Below are 14,842 nucleotides of genomic sequence, written 5' to 3'. Positions count from 1 at the left end.
CGGGGCTTTGTAACCTTGCGTAGTGACAGGAAGGCGAACTGGGCACCCAAGCATCCGTCTGGCGGGCACCGACGTGGTGCTAGTCGGCTTGTTCTCTGCCAAGGACAGGCAGGTTGACACGAAACTTGACCTTCTGGCGGCTTCAGTGGAAGCACGTGGTGGACGAGTGGTTGGCCGGCAGGTCCAGAGGCGGGGTATCTCACGCGGCGGCGCGAGCAGGATGGCGTTGCCGTTCTCTCGGCGAACCCTGCTCAGCTCGGGCAAGGCCCACGAGGTCGCCGACGCCTGCCGGTCAGCCGCGGCCGCCATGGCCGTCTTTGTCAACCCGTTGACCGAGCATCAGCGGACAGTTCTCAGCGATCTCTTCGGTTGCCCGGTGGTCAGCGGTGACGACCTTACCTGAACATCCGCTCATGCCGTTCTCGCGCTGCTGAAGGTCATCGGCCACTGGCGTCAGCGGCCCGGACCGTCCGTCGCGGTGCTGCTGGCGTGCGTGGACGTGGCAGTACGACGGCTACCCACCCCGATCGTGCTCGCTACCGCCGCCCTGGTCGGAGTGGTCGGTGTCGCTGCCACCGTTTCTCGCCAGCCCTGGATGCTCGTCAACGCCTTCACGGCCGGCGGACTGCTCGCGGGGATCTACCTGCTACTCGCGCTGCTCGGCGGCGGAATGGGGATGGGCGACGTCCGACTCGCCGGAATGCTCGGCCTGGCCCTCGGGACTACCACGTGGACCGCGGTGCTCTTCGGAGCGGTACTGCCCTATCTCCTCGCCGAGCCCCACGCCGTCGCGATTGGCGTCGCCGCACGCGGGCGCAGCCACCCCGTGTTCGGGCCGTACCTGGTAGGCGGAGCGGTGCTCGCGGTCCTCGCGACCGGATAGCCACATCCTGGTGCCTACTGGCCGACCTTCCTTGGATCATGCGGGACAAAGTCGTCGGGGGCGCCCGCATGGGCGCCCCCGACGAGGAAGGCTGTGGTCTCTGGCATGGATGGCCGTAGCGGGCCAGAGCACGGTCCAGGACCCGGAGCGGGGAACTGCCGCTCGGCGTGACCGGTAGGTCAGAGGCCGATCTCGGAATCAGTTGAGCATCCCGCTCCGCCCTACCGGAGGCATGGCCCCCATCCGGGTACGTCGTTGACATTCGCTTCCGCGTCGCGTGGGATTCAACCGAGTAGGGGGAGCACGACGGGACGCACGCGTGGTTGGTGCAGTTGTCCCAGTCCTCAACGAGGTAGGCCGCGCTGAACGTCGTCTGCCTGGCCGCCGCTGGTCCGACCTGACCCGTCAAGGACGGCGCTCGCTGGTCGATGGCGGGCCTGGCCGCCATCGACCAGCGAGTTTCAACCCTCGCGCTGCACAGTTACGCGCGCCGGCCGGTGCCATAGCGTCTTCTGTGAATGCCCTGCCCTGTCATGTGGGATTCTGGCGCCGCCCCAGGGTCACCTCATCGCCGAGTGCCTTCCGCCCTCGGGCGGCGACGTCTGTGCCGGGTGTGGCCACAACACGTCGATGATGGTCTCGATGCTGACGCTGAGGGTCGACTCGATGTCATCGAAGTCGAGCGTGCTTTCCATGAGCGCAAGGTGGTCGAGCAGGGAGTCGAACGAGCCGGCAAGGTGCTGCAGTGGTGGTCGATGCTCGCGGCGTTCGGCAGCCTGGGTCTGCAGCGAGACCGCGTATGCGACAGCGGCCGGCCACAACTGGTCGAGGAACAGCCCGGGAGGAGGTTCGTCGTCACTCCACCCCGCGTCGCGCCAGTTCTCGGTCTCGGCAGAACGGGCACGCTGGCGAAGGTCGGGGCACTGTTCGTCCAGTGCTGCGACGAGGGCTCCGAGTCGGGCGCCGGGCCCGAACCTGACCAATGGAGCGGGCCGGGCACCGGGCGGCAGCCATACCCAGAGCTGTTCCGGCTGCGACCAGTAGTCCGCGGGCAGAAGAACCGTGCCCGCCTGCTTCCACAGTCTTGTCAGCTGGTCGTCGAACCCGGTTGGTGCCGTACACGCCAGCAGCGCCACTGGCCCGGCCCAGCCAGCCGGCATCGCGAGGTCGGTCGCGGCCAACTGGTCGATCTGGTAGGTCAGGTAGGCGGTGACGTGCCCGGCAGTGACGTGCACGTCACCATCGAATGCGCAGACCGGGCACAGCGTTAGCTCATCGTCGCCAGCGGCGGGGAGTAAGTGTGCGCCCGGGTAGGCGTCCCCACACACGGCGCATTGTGCCTGGTTGGCGGCCTTCGCCACCGCGCGTGCACGTCCGGCGGCCAGCATGCGGTTCAGTTCCGCGATCAACTCGTGGGCGGGACGGTCACCGCTGATCTGGGCGTGTGCTTCGAAGCCGGTCGGGGTCAGCGGGGCGGCCATCTCCACCGTCGGCGGTTGGGACACATCGAGCCGCGTGTCGTCGTCCGGGTCCGGGGCTTCGCCGCCGAATTCCGCGACCTGGGAGGCGCGACCAACCAAGAACCGGGCCGGGCCAGCGTAGCCGCGGTACTCTGCGTTCTCCGCGAAGGTTTCGTACTCCACGGGCCAACCCGCCTCGTGCAGGGCTTGCATCAGTTCGGTGTGCACGGCGGCGGCGCTGAAGCCGCCGTGGCGGCGGGCGGTTAGTCGCGCAGCGGCCGCGTGGGACACCCCCGTCGCCTCAGCGTATGCCCTGGCGGCCTTCTTTCGAGCGCTGTCCTTGACCATCGTCTTCGACCCCTTCGGGCGGCCCCACACCCCGCACCGACGAAAAGACGGGTGTGAGCAGCGCGCGAGCCGGAGGCCCTTGTCCGCGATTGCCGCGACGGTGTGGGCGTCGGCCGGCACGGAGACAGGCAACCGCGTGCTGCCCAGGAATATCGTAGTCGCCGCGTACCGTCAGCGCGATGACCGGCCGGTGTGGCGCCCGGTCGACGACAGGAGACGAGGATGGCTAGTCGAAGGCAGCAAGCGGAACGTCGTCGGCGTGCCGCGCAGCACACCCGCAGACCGAAACTCGCCGCGCCGGACGGCTGGCTCAGCGACGACCAGTGGCTGGCGTGGGCCGGAGACTACGGCCTCGACCTGCGCGACCGTGACCAACTGTTGGACGCTGTGGCGGTGGGGCTGACCGTGCTCTGCTGGCGCAACACCGCGCTGGAAGGCGTCCACGGCGGAGTCGAACGCGTCCAACGCCTGGAACTGCTGGGCAGGGACCCGGACGATCCTGATGTGCAGGCTGCGGAGCGCCGCACCCGGCGCGACCACTACCAGTTGCTGAACGCCAACTGGGAGATGATGGCCGACGTCGACCCCGACGAGAGTGTTCGAATCGACGTGTTCCTCGACGGCCGCGAGCAGGGTTTCGGTATCCCCGACGACATCATGATGAGGCTGAACATCAGTACCGCCCTGGATGTCCGAGACATGCTCGACGACGTCCTACCAGACTCGGTTACCGAGCCAGGGGCCGAGATTGCCTACGACCGGCGCTCGGTGCCCGAGCACATCGCGGCGTTGGTCGAGCTATTGCAGGACCCGGACCGGGAGCTGACCGTGGGAGGCTCGGCGGTCACCGCCGGTGACGTTCTCGGCGCGACGTGGGACGAGTACGCCGAAGATGTCATGCGCAAGGTGGCGACACACATCAAGGTCACCGATCTCATCGGGGCTCGGCGCGCCCTCTGGTACGCGGGCCTCTCGGGGATCATCTACGCCGCGGCCTGGTTCCCCAACCCTTGGTGGTCGCGGGCCGTGGACCTGCTACGCGATGCGATAGCCGACAACCGCGCGGCCGAGGTCCTCTACTCGCCGGAGCGAGTGGTGGAGATCCCGCTCGACGACGAGTTCTGGGAGACGTTGTCCAGTCGGCCGGCCGAGCTGACCGGCCCGCAATGCGCGTGGGTGCAGGACACCCGACTGCCTGACCTCATCAGCACAGCATGCGACAGCGACCGGCAACGTCTCGGGCCTCTAACTGGTGAGGACCGGTTCTTTGGTCTGGCGGTGATGTTCTGACTTCCCGGCTCCAGGTCGCCCCACCCATGAGGTCGCTGTTCGACTGCAGGTCCTTGAAAGAACCTGAACTGTGTTGAGCCCTCCCGATTTCGGCGGGTTGGACGAAGCGGGGTCACGGCAGGACCGTAGGCGAAACGGAACGTCGACCACCAGGATCCGGCACACGCGGATGCTGCTGTGTCGCGGCGTGGCACGCGCCCGCCACCCAGGCTCGCTTGTAGAGTGCGAGATCCTCCCTCGTACGCCATGCGACTGGAGCTGTCGTGTCAGGTCACGCCGCCCCTGTTATGGCAGGCGATCCTGCGCATCCGGGCTCTCAGGCTGGGGGGTCGACTCGTGGCGATCAGTGATTCGGACATCTCGAGTGCGCTGTCGGCCTATCTCGTGCGCTATCCCGACGATGCCGTGTCGCTGTCCGAGCCGCTGCGGCTGCTGGCTGAAGGGGCGGGTTTCGCCTCGCGGCGAAACTTCTCGATGCACGTAACTGTCGGTGCGCTCCTCGTCTGCGGCACGGATGTGCTGCTTGTCGATCACCTTGCCTACGGAATCCCCTTGCAGCCTGGAGGGCATCTTGAGGCGACTGATTCCACGCTGATCAGCGCCGCCTTGCGTGAGCTGGTGGAAGAGACCGGGGTTGACCCCAGGGGGCTCTTCCCTGCGTCGGAGGTCCCGGTCTACGTCGAGTACGGGAAGGTTCCGGCACGGGCCGCGAAGGACGAGCCGGAACACTTCCATCTCGACTTCGGCTACTCGTTCGTGACAGCGCGGGCGGAGGTAGGGCGTATCCAAGAGTCGGAGGTCCGGAGTGCCGCGTGGTACCCGCTCTCCACGGCGCAGCGGCTTGTCGGACACCGCATCGCACGGGCGGTGACCACGCCAGCGTGAGGTGGCTGATCCGGCCCGGCAGATTCTCGCCGATCAGGCGCGTGCCGTTGCCCGCCGGACCATGGCCAGATCTTGGCGTTGCTGTTTCGATGTTGGCCCCGATGTCGTTCATCCACTCGTTCGAAGAGCGATCTGCGGTCCGGCTTCCACTCGAGCGCGAACAGAACGCGACGGTGACCAGGCTTGCCAGAGCCGGGCGGCTTCGCCGCTGGGCGCACGTGTGGTCACCCCTGCCTACGTCGACGGCTCCCAGACGACGATCATCGTCGGGATGGGCAGCCCTGGCGTCTCGGTCTGAAGCTGGGGCAGCGGTACCCAGTCCACGCCGACCATGGCCGGGCAGTCACACGGCAGGTGGTCATCGCCGAGTCCCGGTTCGCCGTCGGCTACCTGCACCGCGAAGCAGGAGGTCAGACCCGACGGGTACGGCACGCCGAGCAGATACCGCACAGCCACGGGCCGAAGACCGACTTCCTCGACAACCTCGCGACGGACTGCGTCCTCGGCTGTCTCGCCGACGCCGATGCCACCACCGGGCAGCGTCCAGTACTCCTGGCCGTCGTGACGACCGGAAGGACCACGCCCGCGCTCCCGCACCATCAACACCCGACCATCGCGTACGATCACCGCCGCCGCTCGCCGCCGCTTCGTCACTGCGAACTCACCTCCCCGCTGAACGTTTGCGTACCCGTTCCGCACCGGCCTTGTCTCGACGACAACGCGCTCTGTGGGGTTACGAGTGGGGTCTCCTCCGCGAGACGCGCTGGGTGTGCCGGTCGCTTGACCATAGGCGATGATGGCGGGCATGCGGCTGCTCATACTCGGTGGAACCTGGTTCCTCGGGCGCACTCTCGGTGAACTCGCGTTGGCCTCGGGATGGTCGGTGACGACGTTCAACCGTGGCGTCTCCGCCGCCGACCTGCCCGGCGTCCAGGCCGTCCACGGCGACCGGGAACGACCCGAGGACCTGGCACGGCTGGCCGAACACGGCCCGTGGGACGCCGTCATCGACACCATCGGCTACGTCCCCAACCAGGTCCTCGCCGCCGCGAACGCCCTCGCGCCGGTCGTCGGCCGCTACGTGTTCGTGTCCTCGGTCAACGTGTACACCGGCTGGCCGAACGAGCCCTTGGACGACGACTCACCGGTCTTCGACTGCCCGCCGGACGCCGACGCGACCTTCGGCGCCGACCTCGGCTACGCCGGCCAGTACGGGGCGCTGAAGGCAGGCTGCGAGAACGCTGTCGCCCACGCCGTCGGGCAACAACGAGCCGTGCTGCTGCGGCCCGGGGTGATCCTCGGACCTCGCGAGTATGTAGGTCGGCTGACCTGGTGGCTGGCACGCGCCGCCCGGGGCGGTCAACTGCTGGCGCCGGGACCTGCGGAGCGGCCCATCCAACCGGTCGACGTACGCGACGCCGCCGCGTTCGCGTTGGCCCGCGCGGCAGGACGGGAGTACGGCTCGTTCAACGTCACCGCACCGGTCGGCCACGCGACGTTCTCCGAGCTTGTCGACGCCTGCATCGCCGTGACGGACGCCGGCACCCGGCCGGTGTGGACCGACCCCGACTGGCTGATCCAGCAGGGTGTGCAGCAGTGGACGGAGCTGCCGCTGTGGCGCACCCACCCCGGCGTGTGGGCCGTCGACAGTTCCCGCGCCGCCAAAGCAGGACTAGCCTGCAGGCCCCTGCGAGACACCGTCAACGAAACCTGGTCGTGGATGACCGCAGGCGGTAGCGCCATCACCGGCGAGGGCGAAGCAGGCCGGGCCGCCGACCACGGCATCCCGGCCGAGCGGGAACGCGAGCTACTGCAGGCCTGGCACCAGCGCGGCTGACCCGAAGGTCATAGCGACGGCAGCGCGGGAGGAACGGGCCGGGCCGTGGCAAAGGAACTCGCCAGCTCGGCGAGCTGACGCGCCTCGGGCACCTGACGCCACCGCAGCGCCGACAGCACCTCATGCACCCTGCCCAAGCGTCCGAGCAGACCGGTGCGCCGCCACTCGGGCGGTATCGACCACAGCGGCGCCAGCGTCTCCTGCGCGGCGTCGAGCCGTCCGCCGGCAAGGTGGCAGGTGGCCAGGTCAACTCGGGCCTCGCCCTCGATGGTCGACCACGGGGTGGCGTCCTGCGTCGCGGCCAACCGCAGCGCGACGGTCGCTGCCTTCGTGGCCTCGTCCAGGTTGTCGACCTGCAGCCAGGCGGTGCTCGCGCAGCGCGCCTGCTGGGACGCGGTGAAGCCGAACTCCCCGCCGATGGCGTCGTGCAGGACGTCGTCACCATCGACGGCGCGGGCGTCGTCGGCTGCGGAGAGCGCCTCGCGGACCTGGTCGACGGCGCCCCGATGCGCCCAGGCCCGAGCCAACACGCACTGGGCACGCACCTGAGCGATGCCGGACGGGGCGGTGTCCACCGCTGCCATCGCGTACCGCACGGCTTCCTCGTGGCGGCCGGTCCAGTACGCGATGGTGGCCTGCATCCCCCGCGCGTAGGCACGCACACCGGGGTGGCCGATGATCTCGCCGTAGGTGTCGGCCGCACGGGCGTACTGCATCGCCGACGTCCACAGACCCAGATCCGCGCTCGCGCTGGCCAGCAACGCCGCCGCCTGCGCGGTGATCAGGTACAACTCGTGCTGCTGACCGGGACGGTGGGTGCGCCCCAGAGCCTCGACGGCGAGTGCCCGCACCCGCAAGGTCTCGGTGATCGCCACGGTCGGCGTCAACTGCCCGTAACTCTGGGCCATTCGGATCGCGTCGTCGCGTAGCTGCTCGACGGTGAGGTCTGACACGGCCCTCGCCCCCGCGTTCATCGCGTGTTCGCTGGTCTCCCGCGCGGCGACCCTGATCGCCTGCTGCACCCCAACGTACGCCCCGTCCGCAGCCCCCACAAACGCCGCCTCCGCCGTCGCGGTATCGCCCCGGGGCAGGAACGACGTGTCGTGATGCTGCGCTGCCTCGGCGATCACCCGGCGATCCAGGACCGCTCCCCAGCGGGCATGACGGGCCGCCTCGGCCTTCTCCTGCTGGTGCCAAACCTCAAGGGACCGGTACTCGTCATAACCGCTGATCAACTCACCGTCGGCATGGAGCAGCGACTCGCACTGCGCCCAGAAGACGCGGTCCACCACCTGCCGGCCGCTCTCGACGTTGGCGACCGTGCTCCGGGTGCTGTGCACCCGCCGCGCGACATCGTCCTGAGTCAGCCCACGCGTCCGACGCCACCTGCCGAGCCGTCGACCCAGCGCCCGCTTCACGTCACTGAGCTGCTGCGGATCCACGAGGACCTCCCTCCCACCGCCAGAGGGGCTGTCACCGCTCGCTACGCATCCCTCACGGCACGCTGACAGTAGCCGATGCCAACAGCGACGGTCCTCCCCCACAACGGCTTCCGACGCCCCCGACCACATCCGGCACGCCTCCCGCAGAGCGACCGGCGCTGGCCAACTCCGGTCAGCGGGGCCAGTCGAGTTGCGCCTCGGGCACGCCGACATCGCGGGCGTAGGTGACCGCTTCCCGCCGCCCGATGTCGTCGCCTCGGGGATAGGTGAAGACACGGCCGGCGAACACGACCCAGCTGGTGCTGTCGGTGGCGTAGTCGGCGTACCAGCGCCCCGGGGACAGCGCGGCGGCGAGCTGACGGGCGAGTTCGTCGCCAGCGTCGTCGGGGCCCGTGAAGTCGATCAGTGTCCACTGGGCCGGCTGGTCGCCGGCGGCGCTCCAGGCGGGGAGGCGGTGGATACGCCGCAACGTCAACGGCACGTCGATCGTGGCGTTCAGGGCCAGGCTCTCGACGATAAGGGCGCCCACGATAGGCAAGAGGATCACCGCCTTCGTTCTGGTGGCTCGGGCAGCGGCCAGCCTAACCTCATCGAACGAGTGTTCCAATGGTGGGCGTGGCGTGTCGGAGCGTCAGTCCTCCTCGGCATCGATGTTCGGGCGACAGCATGGTAGTCGTGGACATGCGCCGGGGGCCCCTGGCAGAACTCCAGGCTTCGGGCCTCCTGCTGTCAGGCATCCCGGCGCCAGGCTTTCAGCTGATGATGCTGTGCTGGGTGTCGGGGACCTGAGGCAGCCAGGTGACCGCGTCGCCGCGGAAGGACTGGTTGACCGGGACGAGGCAAGGGTCGTCCTGGTCGTCGAGGGCGGTGAGGTTGATGCCGATGAGCGTGTCGCCGTAGTCGAACGCCGCTACCGAGCTGCCGCAGGCGGCGCAGAAGCCTCGCGTGGTCTCGCCTGGAAACGTGTCGAACCACGTCGGCTCGCCGGCTTCGCCGGTCCAGTTCAGCCCTTCCTGCGGGAAGCTGACCCACGACTGGATCGGCCCGCCGGCCCGTTTCTGGCAGTGCGGGCAGCTGCAGACGTGGGGGTAGTCGGGCTCGCCGCTCACGGTGAACCGGATCTTGCCGCACAGGCAGCCGCCGGTGCGGATCTTGATGTCGATAACAGGCTCAGACATTGGTTACTCCCTCGCGTTGTGAGTCGGTTGGACTCTTCGCCTTGCCGCCCCGGTGACGATCTGCCGAATGCCTCGACGGCGTGCGGCAGGTCCGAGCCGCACAGCGGCTCGCGGCCGTTGCTGGTGGCTGGGCTTCAGGGTCGCCGAGGGCTGAGCCAGGGCGCGCTGTCAGCCCTTCAGCGCGGTCGATCCCGGCGTCCATCGGTACTGCTGGTGCGGATTACTCCTTTCGGACAGTGGCTGCACCGACGACTTTGCCGGCGTTGGGTCCAACGATTCGGGCCGGCCGGATCGGGTTGTTACCAGAGGTGGAGTTCGTCGAGGAGGTGGGCCGCGTGGGGCAGGGGTGCGGTGGGCTGGCCGGTGATCAGGGTGTCGGGGAGTGGGATGTCGGTGCGCAGGCGGATGGCGTCGCGCCAGGCGAGCAGCTGGGTCCATTGGTGGGTGATGGGGTGGCAGCGTGGGTTGCGGAGTCGAGGGCTGTTGGGGAGTTGGTCGAGGTGCCAGCCGTCGGTCAGGAGTGTGGCGGCGGTGGTGGGGCCGATGCCGCAGATGCCGGGGATGTTGTCGGCGGGGTCGCCGGTGAGTGCCCGGTAGTCGGGCCACTGGCGGGGGTGGATGCGATAGCGGCGGTGGATCTCGGCGGCGGTGATGACGGTGCGGTGGGGGTGAGGACGGTGACGGCGGGCCGTAGGAGTTGGTAGAAGTCCCGGTCGCTGGAGTAGCAGACGACGGATCGGCCCGTCTGGACGGCGCTGGTGGTGGCGGTGGCGATGATGTCGTCGCCTTCCATCTCGTCGATCTCTGTCCAGTGGACGGCTGCGACGTCGAGCGCTCGTTTGACGTCGGGTAGTGCGGTGATGGGGGTGTGGTCGGCGCCAGCCCGGTTCGCCTTGTAACCAGGCACGGCGGCGGCGCGTTGGGCGGCGGCGTATTCGCCGTCAAAGACGACGACGAGTTCGTGGTCGGGTGCGTGGAGGCGGTGGGCTTTGCGCATGAGGGCGAGGAACCCGAACACGCCGGTCAGGTCGCGGGTCTTGTCGCGGCTGGTGATCCGGGCGGGGAATCCGAACCAGGCGCGGTAGAGCAGTTGGTGCCCGTCGACGAGGAACAACCCGGTCACCGGCCCTCCCCGAGTGCGGGAGGGCCGGTGATGACGTGGACTCCCGGCCACCGCTGCGCCGGCCGGTGCCGGGCAAGCCGCTCGTGGGAGGTCTGTTCGCTGACGCGGGTGGGGTTGCGTCGCCACACGCCGTCGAGGAGATCGTCGAGGCCGTGCGGGGCGCAGACCGCGAGGTGGTCGTCCGGGTCGAGGTGGATCGCGACGGCGGTGGCGTACTCGGGCCAGGTCGCGACCGCCTCGGCGATGCCGCGAAACGGTGGGACGGGCGGGCCGCCGAGTCGTCGCGGGTACCAGGTGTGTACGGCGGCCTGGTTCTTCGCCTCCCATGGCAGGCCCGGCTCGGCGGTGGCCAGCCGGGTGGTGGCCCGGTCGTCGTTGTCCCGGCTCAGGTCGGCGGGGTCGAAGAACGCCACGTCCACATCCCGCACCGCGCGCAGGTCGAACCCGGTGCCGTAGCGGCGTCCCCAGACCAGGTCGCGTAGGACACCCGCGCCGATCCACGCGTCGAGCAGCCCCGAGTCCCGCACCACGGCCAGCGCCCGCATCAGCGGCACGTCGGCCCTGACCAGTTCCCGTAGCTCGTCGCCGCGCTCGATGTCTGCCGGGTCGGCCCGGCCGGCGGGCAGCGCCGTCATGGGCGTTCCGGCCCGTCGGGGTGGTTGTGGCGCAGGCGCTGGGCGAGGTAGTCGCCCAGCGATGTCGCGTAGGGCACGTCTGGGTCGCCGGTGGTGCCGGCCGGAATGTAGTGGGTGCGGCGGAAGGCGTCGACGAACACGGTTGGGGGTGCTCCGGCGTGGAGTGCGGTGGTGATCGCGGTGGACAGGGCGTCGGTGAGCCCAGCCAGGGTGGAGCCGTGTGTACCGACCCGCAGGTCGACGTGACCGAGTTCGCCGCTGGGCGCGACGGCTGTGGTCAGCCGTCCCGGAACACCATCGATCACGAACGTGCTGGTCACCTCGGTTGTCCGTCGAGACGTCGGCCGCGTATCTCTCATCGGTGCGGTCCTTCCCTTCTTGGCTGGGTACGCCCTGGATGCGTTGAGGCGGACCAGGGCGAGGTCTCGTGTTCATGGCTTCGGTCCGGGCGCGGTGTCAAGGAGCATCCGTCGCGGTGGTCGTCTGGTCGGCCTTGCGGGCGCAGTGCGGGCATCGTCGGGGGCAGGGCGTCTGCGGTATGGCGGTGGTGAGGCCGCTGGTGTACAGGATCGTGGTGACCGTCTGTTCGAAGGTGCTGGTCTCGCCGATGACGGTCTCCCCGGGGGTGTCGAGCAGGTCGCGGTGGGTGTACCAGTGGCGCATCTCGTCGGGGGTGACGGGGATCGGCTCGTCGCGGCCGAGGTGGCGGCGGACGGTCTCGTCGAAGGACACGTCCAGGTAGAACACCGCGACCGGGCCGGAGTGGTCGTCGATGAGCTGGTGCAGCACGACCGCGTAGCGTTCCGTGTGCAGAATGCCTTCGAGGATGACGTGGTAGCCCAGGTCGAGGGCGGTGCGGACGGTCGCGGTGATGAACGTCGGGGCGACCGGGTCGATGCGGGCGCTGTCGTGTTCCCTGAGCACGGTCCTACGCAGGTAGTCCTGTTCCAGCAGCGCCGCACCGCGCCCGAAACGTAGCCGGACCTCCCGGGCCGTCGTGGTCTTCCCGCTGCCGGAGTTCCCTCGAATGATCACCAACGAAGGCGGCGAGAGTCTCGTGGGGTTCGGCGTCGTCATGGCGTGCTCCGTCAGGCGGTGGCGGTCTGGCGGGGCACCGTCGCGGCGGGCCCGGTGGTGTCGTAGCCGGCGGCTTGCAGGGTGAACAGCTCCGCGTACCGCCCGCCGGCGCTCATGAGCTGCTCGTGGGTGCCGGACTCGACGAGGCGGCCGTGGTGCAGGACGTAGATGCGGTCGGCGTGGCGGACGTTGGCCAGCCGGTGGGTGATCAGGATGGTGATGCCACGGCCCTGCCGGTCCCGAATGGCCTGGAAAAGGGCGTCCTCGGCGCGCGGGTCGAGGGCGGACGACGGCTCGTCCATGATCAGCACGTCGGCGTCGCGCAGGAACCCGCGCGCGGCGGTGATGCGCTGCCACTGGCCGCCGGAGAGGTCCTGCCCGCCGGCGAAGGTGCGGTCGAGCAACGTCTCATAGCCGTGGGGCAGTTCGGTGATCATGTCATGGGCGACGGCGCGGTCGGCGGCGGCCTCGATGCGGCCCTGCTCGGTCGTGGTGGCGATGTCGCCGATGGCGATGTTCGTGGCGGCGGTGAACGGCCACTTGTGGTACTCCTGCGTCACGACCCCGATCCTCGCCCGTAGCGCGTCGGTGCCCCAGTCGTCGGCTGGTCGGCCGTTGTAGCCGATGGTGCCGCCGGTGGGGGTGCGCAGGGTGGCGATCATGGTGGCGAGGGTGGACTTGCCGGAGCCGTTCTCCCCGACGAACGCCACCGTCTGCCCCGCCTCGATGGTGAGGCTGACTTCGTCGACGGCTGCGGTGTCGCGGTCGGGGTAGCGCAGGCTGACCGCGTCGACGGTGATCTCCGCCAGTCGGTCCGGGGCTGGCGTGCTGGCGTCCGGTTCGGTGTGGGTGGGCAGGTAGTCGGTGGCGCGGGTCATGAAGCCGGTGTAGTCGCGGAAGTGCTGCCCTTCGGTGTAGACGCGGTCGATCTGGAACGTGACCACCGCCAGGGAGCGTTGCGCGGATTGGACGGCGATGACGCAGGTCGCGGCGGCGGCGAGGGGGATCTGCCCGTCGATGAGTAGCACGCCGAGGAGTACGTAGACGGCAGTGGTGGCGATCCCGCCGATCATCGCGCCGACGGTGGTGGTCGTGGTGACCCTGCGGGCCAGGGCGAGTTGGATGTCGGTTTCGACGGCCATGACCCGGTCGTACTGGTCGAGTAGGAACCCGCGCAGGCCGTAGGAGCGTAGTTCGGGGGCGGAGTCGCGTTCGGCCATCAGCCGGTGCAGCAGCCACAACCGCCGACGACGTACCGATCCGGCGGCGTAGGTCTGGTAGCGCAGATGCCCGGCGCGCAGCGACGCCCACCCGTTCGGCACCGTCGCCACCAGCAGCGCCAGCAGGAGCAGCGGGTGGACCACCACGACGGCGACGGCGACCGCGAGGACACCGGCGAGCCCAGCGAGCAGGTTCATCGACGCCTGCACCAGCCCAGTGGTGGAGTTCGCGCCGCGGGAGGCCCGTTCCATGTCGTCGGCGAAGGCGTCGGCGTCGAACGCTTCCAGCCGCACCGCGGTTGTCACCTCGAACAGGCCACGTTCGACCTCCCGGTCCACCTTCGGCGTTAAGCCGTTCTGCGCGTACCCCATCGCGGTGGCCATGCCTGCGCGCAGCGCCGTCACCGCCGCGAGCGCGGCCAGGGCGGGCAGCGCGGCGGTGACCTTGTCGGCGGTCGGGCCACCGGCGAACAACTCCACCAGCACCCGCTGCACGGCGAGGAGCCCGAACGCCGCCATCACCCCCGCGCCGACCGTCGTGCCCGCCACCACCACCGTCCGTGCCCGGTCGGCGCGCCAACTCACCACGAGCGCGGCCCACACCAGGCGGGGCAACTCGGAGAACACGGCGAACAGGCCGGCCTGCGCCCGCGCCCGCACCCCGGACTCCCACCACATCTCCCGCAACTCCGGCAGCACCGAATCCCGTTGCGGCTCGGAACCGGCGGACGTCCGATCGGGGTTAGCGGCTCTGGGCATGGCGGTACCTCCCGAAGGTGGGCAGCGTGAACGACGGTGGTGGTGTTTCGATGGCGGACGGCGGGACGCCCAGGCCCCGCCGGTGATATCGGCTGGCGCCGCCGAAGACGCGTCTCCCGCAGGAAGGGCCCCGGTCGGCCTACGTTCAGGTGACCCGGACGCCGTCTTCGAGGTAGTAGCAACACCCGTCAGCGCGGGCGCGCAGCGCCTCGGCGACCCGGCGGGCCAGCAGCGGCCGTAACCGCCGGGCGGTCTGTAGCGGGTCGGACCACGCCCAGCCCTTCAACTCGCCGGGCGGCACCACGATCCGTTCCGTCGCGGTGGCGTCGAGGGTGCCGCCGTCGTAGACGACCATGACGCCCTCGGTGCGCCCGTCGCGGGCCGGTACCCAGTCCACGACGAGCAGGCGGCCTGGCGTCAGGTCCATGCCGAGTTCCTCCCGGCACTCCCGGATCGCGGCCTGGTACGGCGACTCGTCCGCCTCGACGCACCCACCGGGGATCTCCCACTCCGCCTTGTAAACGGGTTCGACCAGCAGAACCCGCTCGTCCGCGTCGGTGATCAGCAGCCCGGCGGCCATCCGCTTACGGGGCAGATCGGCGGTGAAGTCGCGGCGTCCGGAGGGCATGCGGAGACGGTAGGGCGCGGCAGGGGCGACACGCCCGCAGCGCCGTGCGCCGACATTGTCGGCAGATTCCGACACCA

General features: G+C 69.5%; 17 protein-coding genes. 5 read left to right on the top strand and 12 right to left on the bottom strand.

All coding sequences use genetic code 11. The annotated features are described in order from the left end of the window. Positions 1–220 precede the first annotated feature (220 nt). Together AC0AIB_RS11715 and AC0AIB_RS11710 are read left to right on the top strand one after the other, a co-directional pair. A complete protein-coding gene (locus tag AC0AIB_RS11715) occupies positions 221–403 on the top strand; it encodes an HflX-like GTP-binding protein (RefSeq protein ID WP_465096613.1) in 183 nt (60 codons plus the stop codon). A gap of 75 nt (positions 404–478) precedes the next feature. Beyond that, positions 479–883 (top strand): prepilin peptidase, encoded by a 405-nt coding sequence (locus AC0AIB_RS11710; RefSeq protein WP_465096612.1) that lies wholly within the window; start codon positions 479–481, stop codon positions 881–883. A gap of 560 nt (positions 884–1,443) precedes the next feature. Here AC0AIB_RS11710 and AC0AIB_RS11705 read toward each other — a convergent pair. After that, entirely contained in the window at positions 1,444–2,811 is a 1,368-nt protein-coding gene (locus AC0AIB_RS11705; RefSeq protein WP_465096611.1) for a hypothetical protein, read from the bottom strand. A gap of 102 nt (positions 2,812–2,913) precedes the next feature. Here AC0AIB_RS11705 and AC0AIB_RS11700 point away from each other — a divergent pair, with 102 nt between their 5' ends. Further along, entirely contained in the window at positions 2,914–3,981 is a 1,068-nt protein-coding gene (locus tag AC0AIB_RS11700; protein ID WP_465096610.1) for a hypothetical protein, read from the top strand. Positions 3,982–4,227: 246 nt separating this feature from the next. Beyond that, a complete protein-coding gene (locus tag AC0AIB_RS11695) occupies positions 4,228–4,866 on the top strand; it encodes an NUDIX hydrolase (protein WP_465096609.1) in 639 nt (212 codons plus the stop codon). Between the two features lie 234 nt (positions 4,867–5,100). Here AC0AIB_RS11695 and AC0AIB_RS11690 read toward each other — a convergent pair whose 3' ends face one another. Beyond that, positions 5,101–5,520, bottom strand: a complete 420-nt coding sequence (locus AC0AIB_RS11690) for an NUDIX domain-containing protein (RefSeq protein ID WP_465096608.1) — start codon at positions 5,518–5,520, stop codon at positions 5,101–5,103. Between the two features lie 151 nt (positions 5,521–5,671). Between AC0AIB_RS11690 and AC0AIB_RS11685 the strand changes: the two genes are divergently transcribed. Next, on the top strand, positions 5,672–6,703 hold the full coding sequence (locus AC0AIB_RS11685; RefSeq protein WP_465096607.1) for an NAD-dependent epimerase/dehydratase family protein: 1,032 nt from the start codon (positions 5,672–5,674) through the stop codon (positions 6,701–6,703). Between the two features lie 8 nt (positions 6,704–6,711). Here the strand turns inward: AC0AIB_RS11685 and AC0AIB_RS11680 are convergent, their stop codons facing one another. The 10 genes from AC0AIB_RS11680 to AC0AIB_RS11635 all read right to left on the bottom strand — a co-directional run bounded on the left by AC0AIB_RS11680 (position 6,712) and on the right by AC0AIB_RS11635 (position 14,765). Continuing rightward, positions 6,712–8,145 carry a helix-turn-helix domain-containing protein gene (locus AC0AIB_RS11680; protein WP_465096606.1) on the bottom strand — a complete coding sequence of 478 codons (1,434 nt, stop codon included), beginning with the start codon at positions 8,143–8,145 and terminating at the stop codon, positions 6,712–6,714. Positions 8,146–8,317: 172 nt separating this feature from the next. After that, positions 8,318–8,674 carry a hypothetical protein gene (locus AC0AIB_RS11675; RefSeq protein WP_465096605.1) on the bottom strand — a complete coding sequence of 119 codons (357 nt, stop codon included), beginning with the start codon at positions 8,672–8,674 and terminating at the stop codon, positions 8,318–8,320. Positions 8,675–8,897: 223 nt separating this feature from the next. After that, the gene (locus AC0AIB_RS11670) at positions 8,898–9,323 is read right to left on the bottom strand and encodes a GFA family protein (RefSeq protein WP_465096604.1); all 426 of its coding nucleotides are present in this window, start codon (positions 9,321–9,323) and stop codon (positions 8,898–8,900) included. A gap of 299 nt (positions 9,324–9,622) precedes the next feature. Next, positions 9,623–9,886, bottom strand: coding sequence for a hypothetical protein (locus AC0AIB_RS11665; protein WP_465096666.1), 264 nt, complete (start codon positions 9,884–9,886; stop codon positions 9,623–9,625). Then, positions 9,838–10,446, bottom strand: a complete 609-nt coding sequence (locus AC0AIB_RS11660) for a hypothetical protein (protein ID WP_465096603.1) — start codon at positions 10,444–10,446, stop codon at positions 9,838–9,840. Before AC0AIB_RS11660 ends, AC0AIB_RS11665 begins: the two co-directional genes overlap by 49 nt. Beyond that, positions 10,443–11,081 (bottom strand): nucleotidyltransferase family protein, encoded by a 639-nt coding sequence (locus tag AC0AIB_RS11655; protein WP_465096602.1) that lies wholly within the window; start codon positions 11,079–11,081, stop codon positions 10,443–10,445. The genes AC0AIB_RS11660 and AC0AIB_RS11655 overlap by 4 nt, the downstream gene beginning before the upstream one ends. Next, positions 11,078–11,401, bottom strand: coding sequence for a TSCPD domain-containing protein (locus tag AC0AIB_RS11650; RefSeq protein WP_465096601.1), 324 nt, complete (start codon positions 11,399–11,401; stop codon positions 11,078–11,080). The genes AC0AIB_RS11655 and AC0AIB_RS11650 overlap by 4 nt, the downstream gene beginning before the upstream one ends. Before the next feature lie 136 nt (positions 11,402–11,537). Beyond that, on the bottom strand, positions 11,538–12,158 hold the full coding sequence (locus AC0AIB_RS11645; RefSeq protein WP_465096600.1) for an AAA family ATPase: 621 nt from the start codon (positions 12,156–12,158) through the stop codon (positions 11,538–11,540). Between the two features lie 11 nt (positions 12,159–12,169). Continuing rightward, positions 12,170–14,137 (bottom strand): ABC transporter ATP-binding protein, encoded by a 1,968-nt coding sequence (locus AC0AIB_RS11640; protein WP_465096599.1) that lies wholly within the window; start codon positions 14,135–14,137, stop codon positions 12,170–12,172. 145 nt (positions 14,138–14,282) lie between these two features. Continuing rightward, entirely contained in the window at positions 14,283–14,765 is a 483-nt protein-coding gene (locus AC0AIB_RS11635; protein ID WP_465096598.1) for an NUDIX domain-containing protein, read from the bottom strand. Positions 14,766–14,842 lie beyond the last annotated feature (77 nt).

The organism is Micromonospora sp. DSM 43699, from assembly GCF_055517075.1.
The sequence above is the reverse complement of the archived record's forward strand: the minus strand, read 5'-3'. Positions and strand labels throughout refer to the sequence as shown.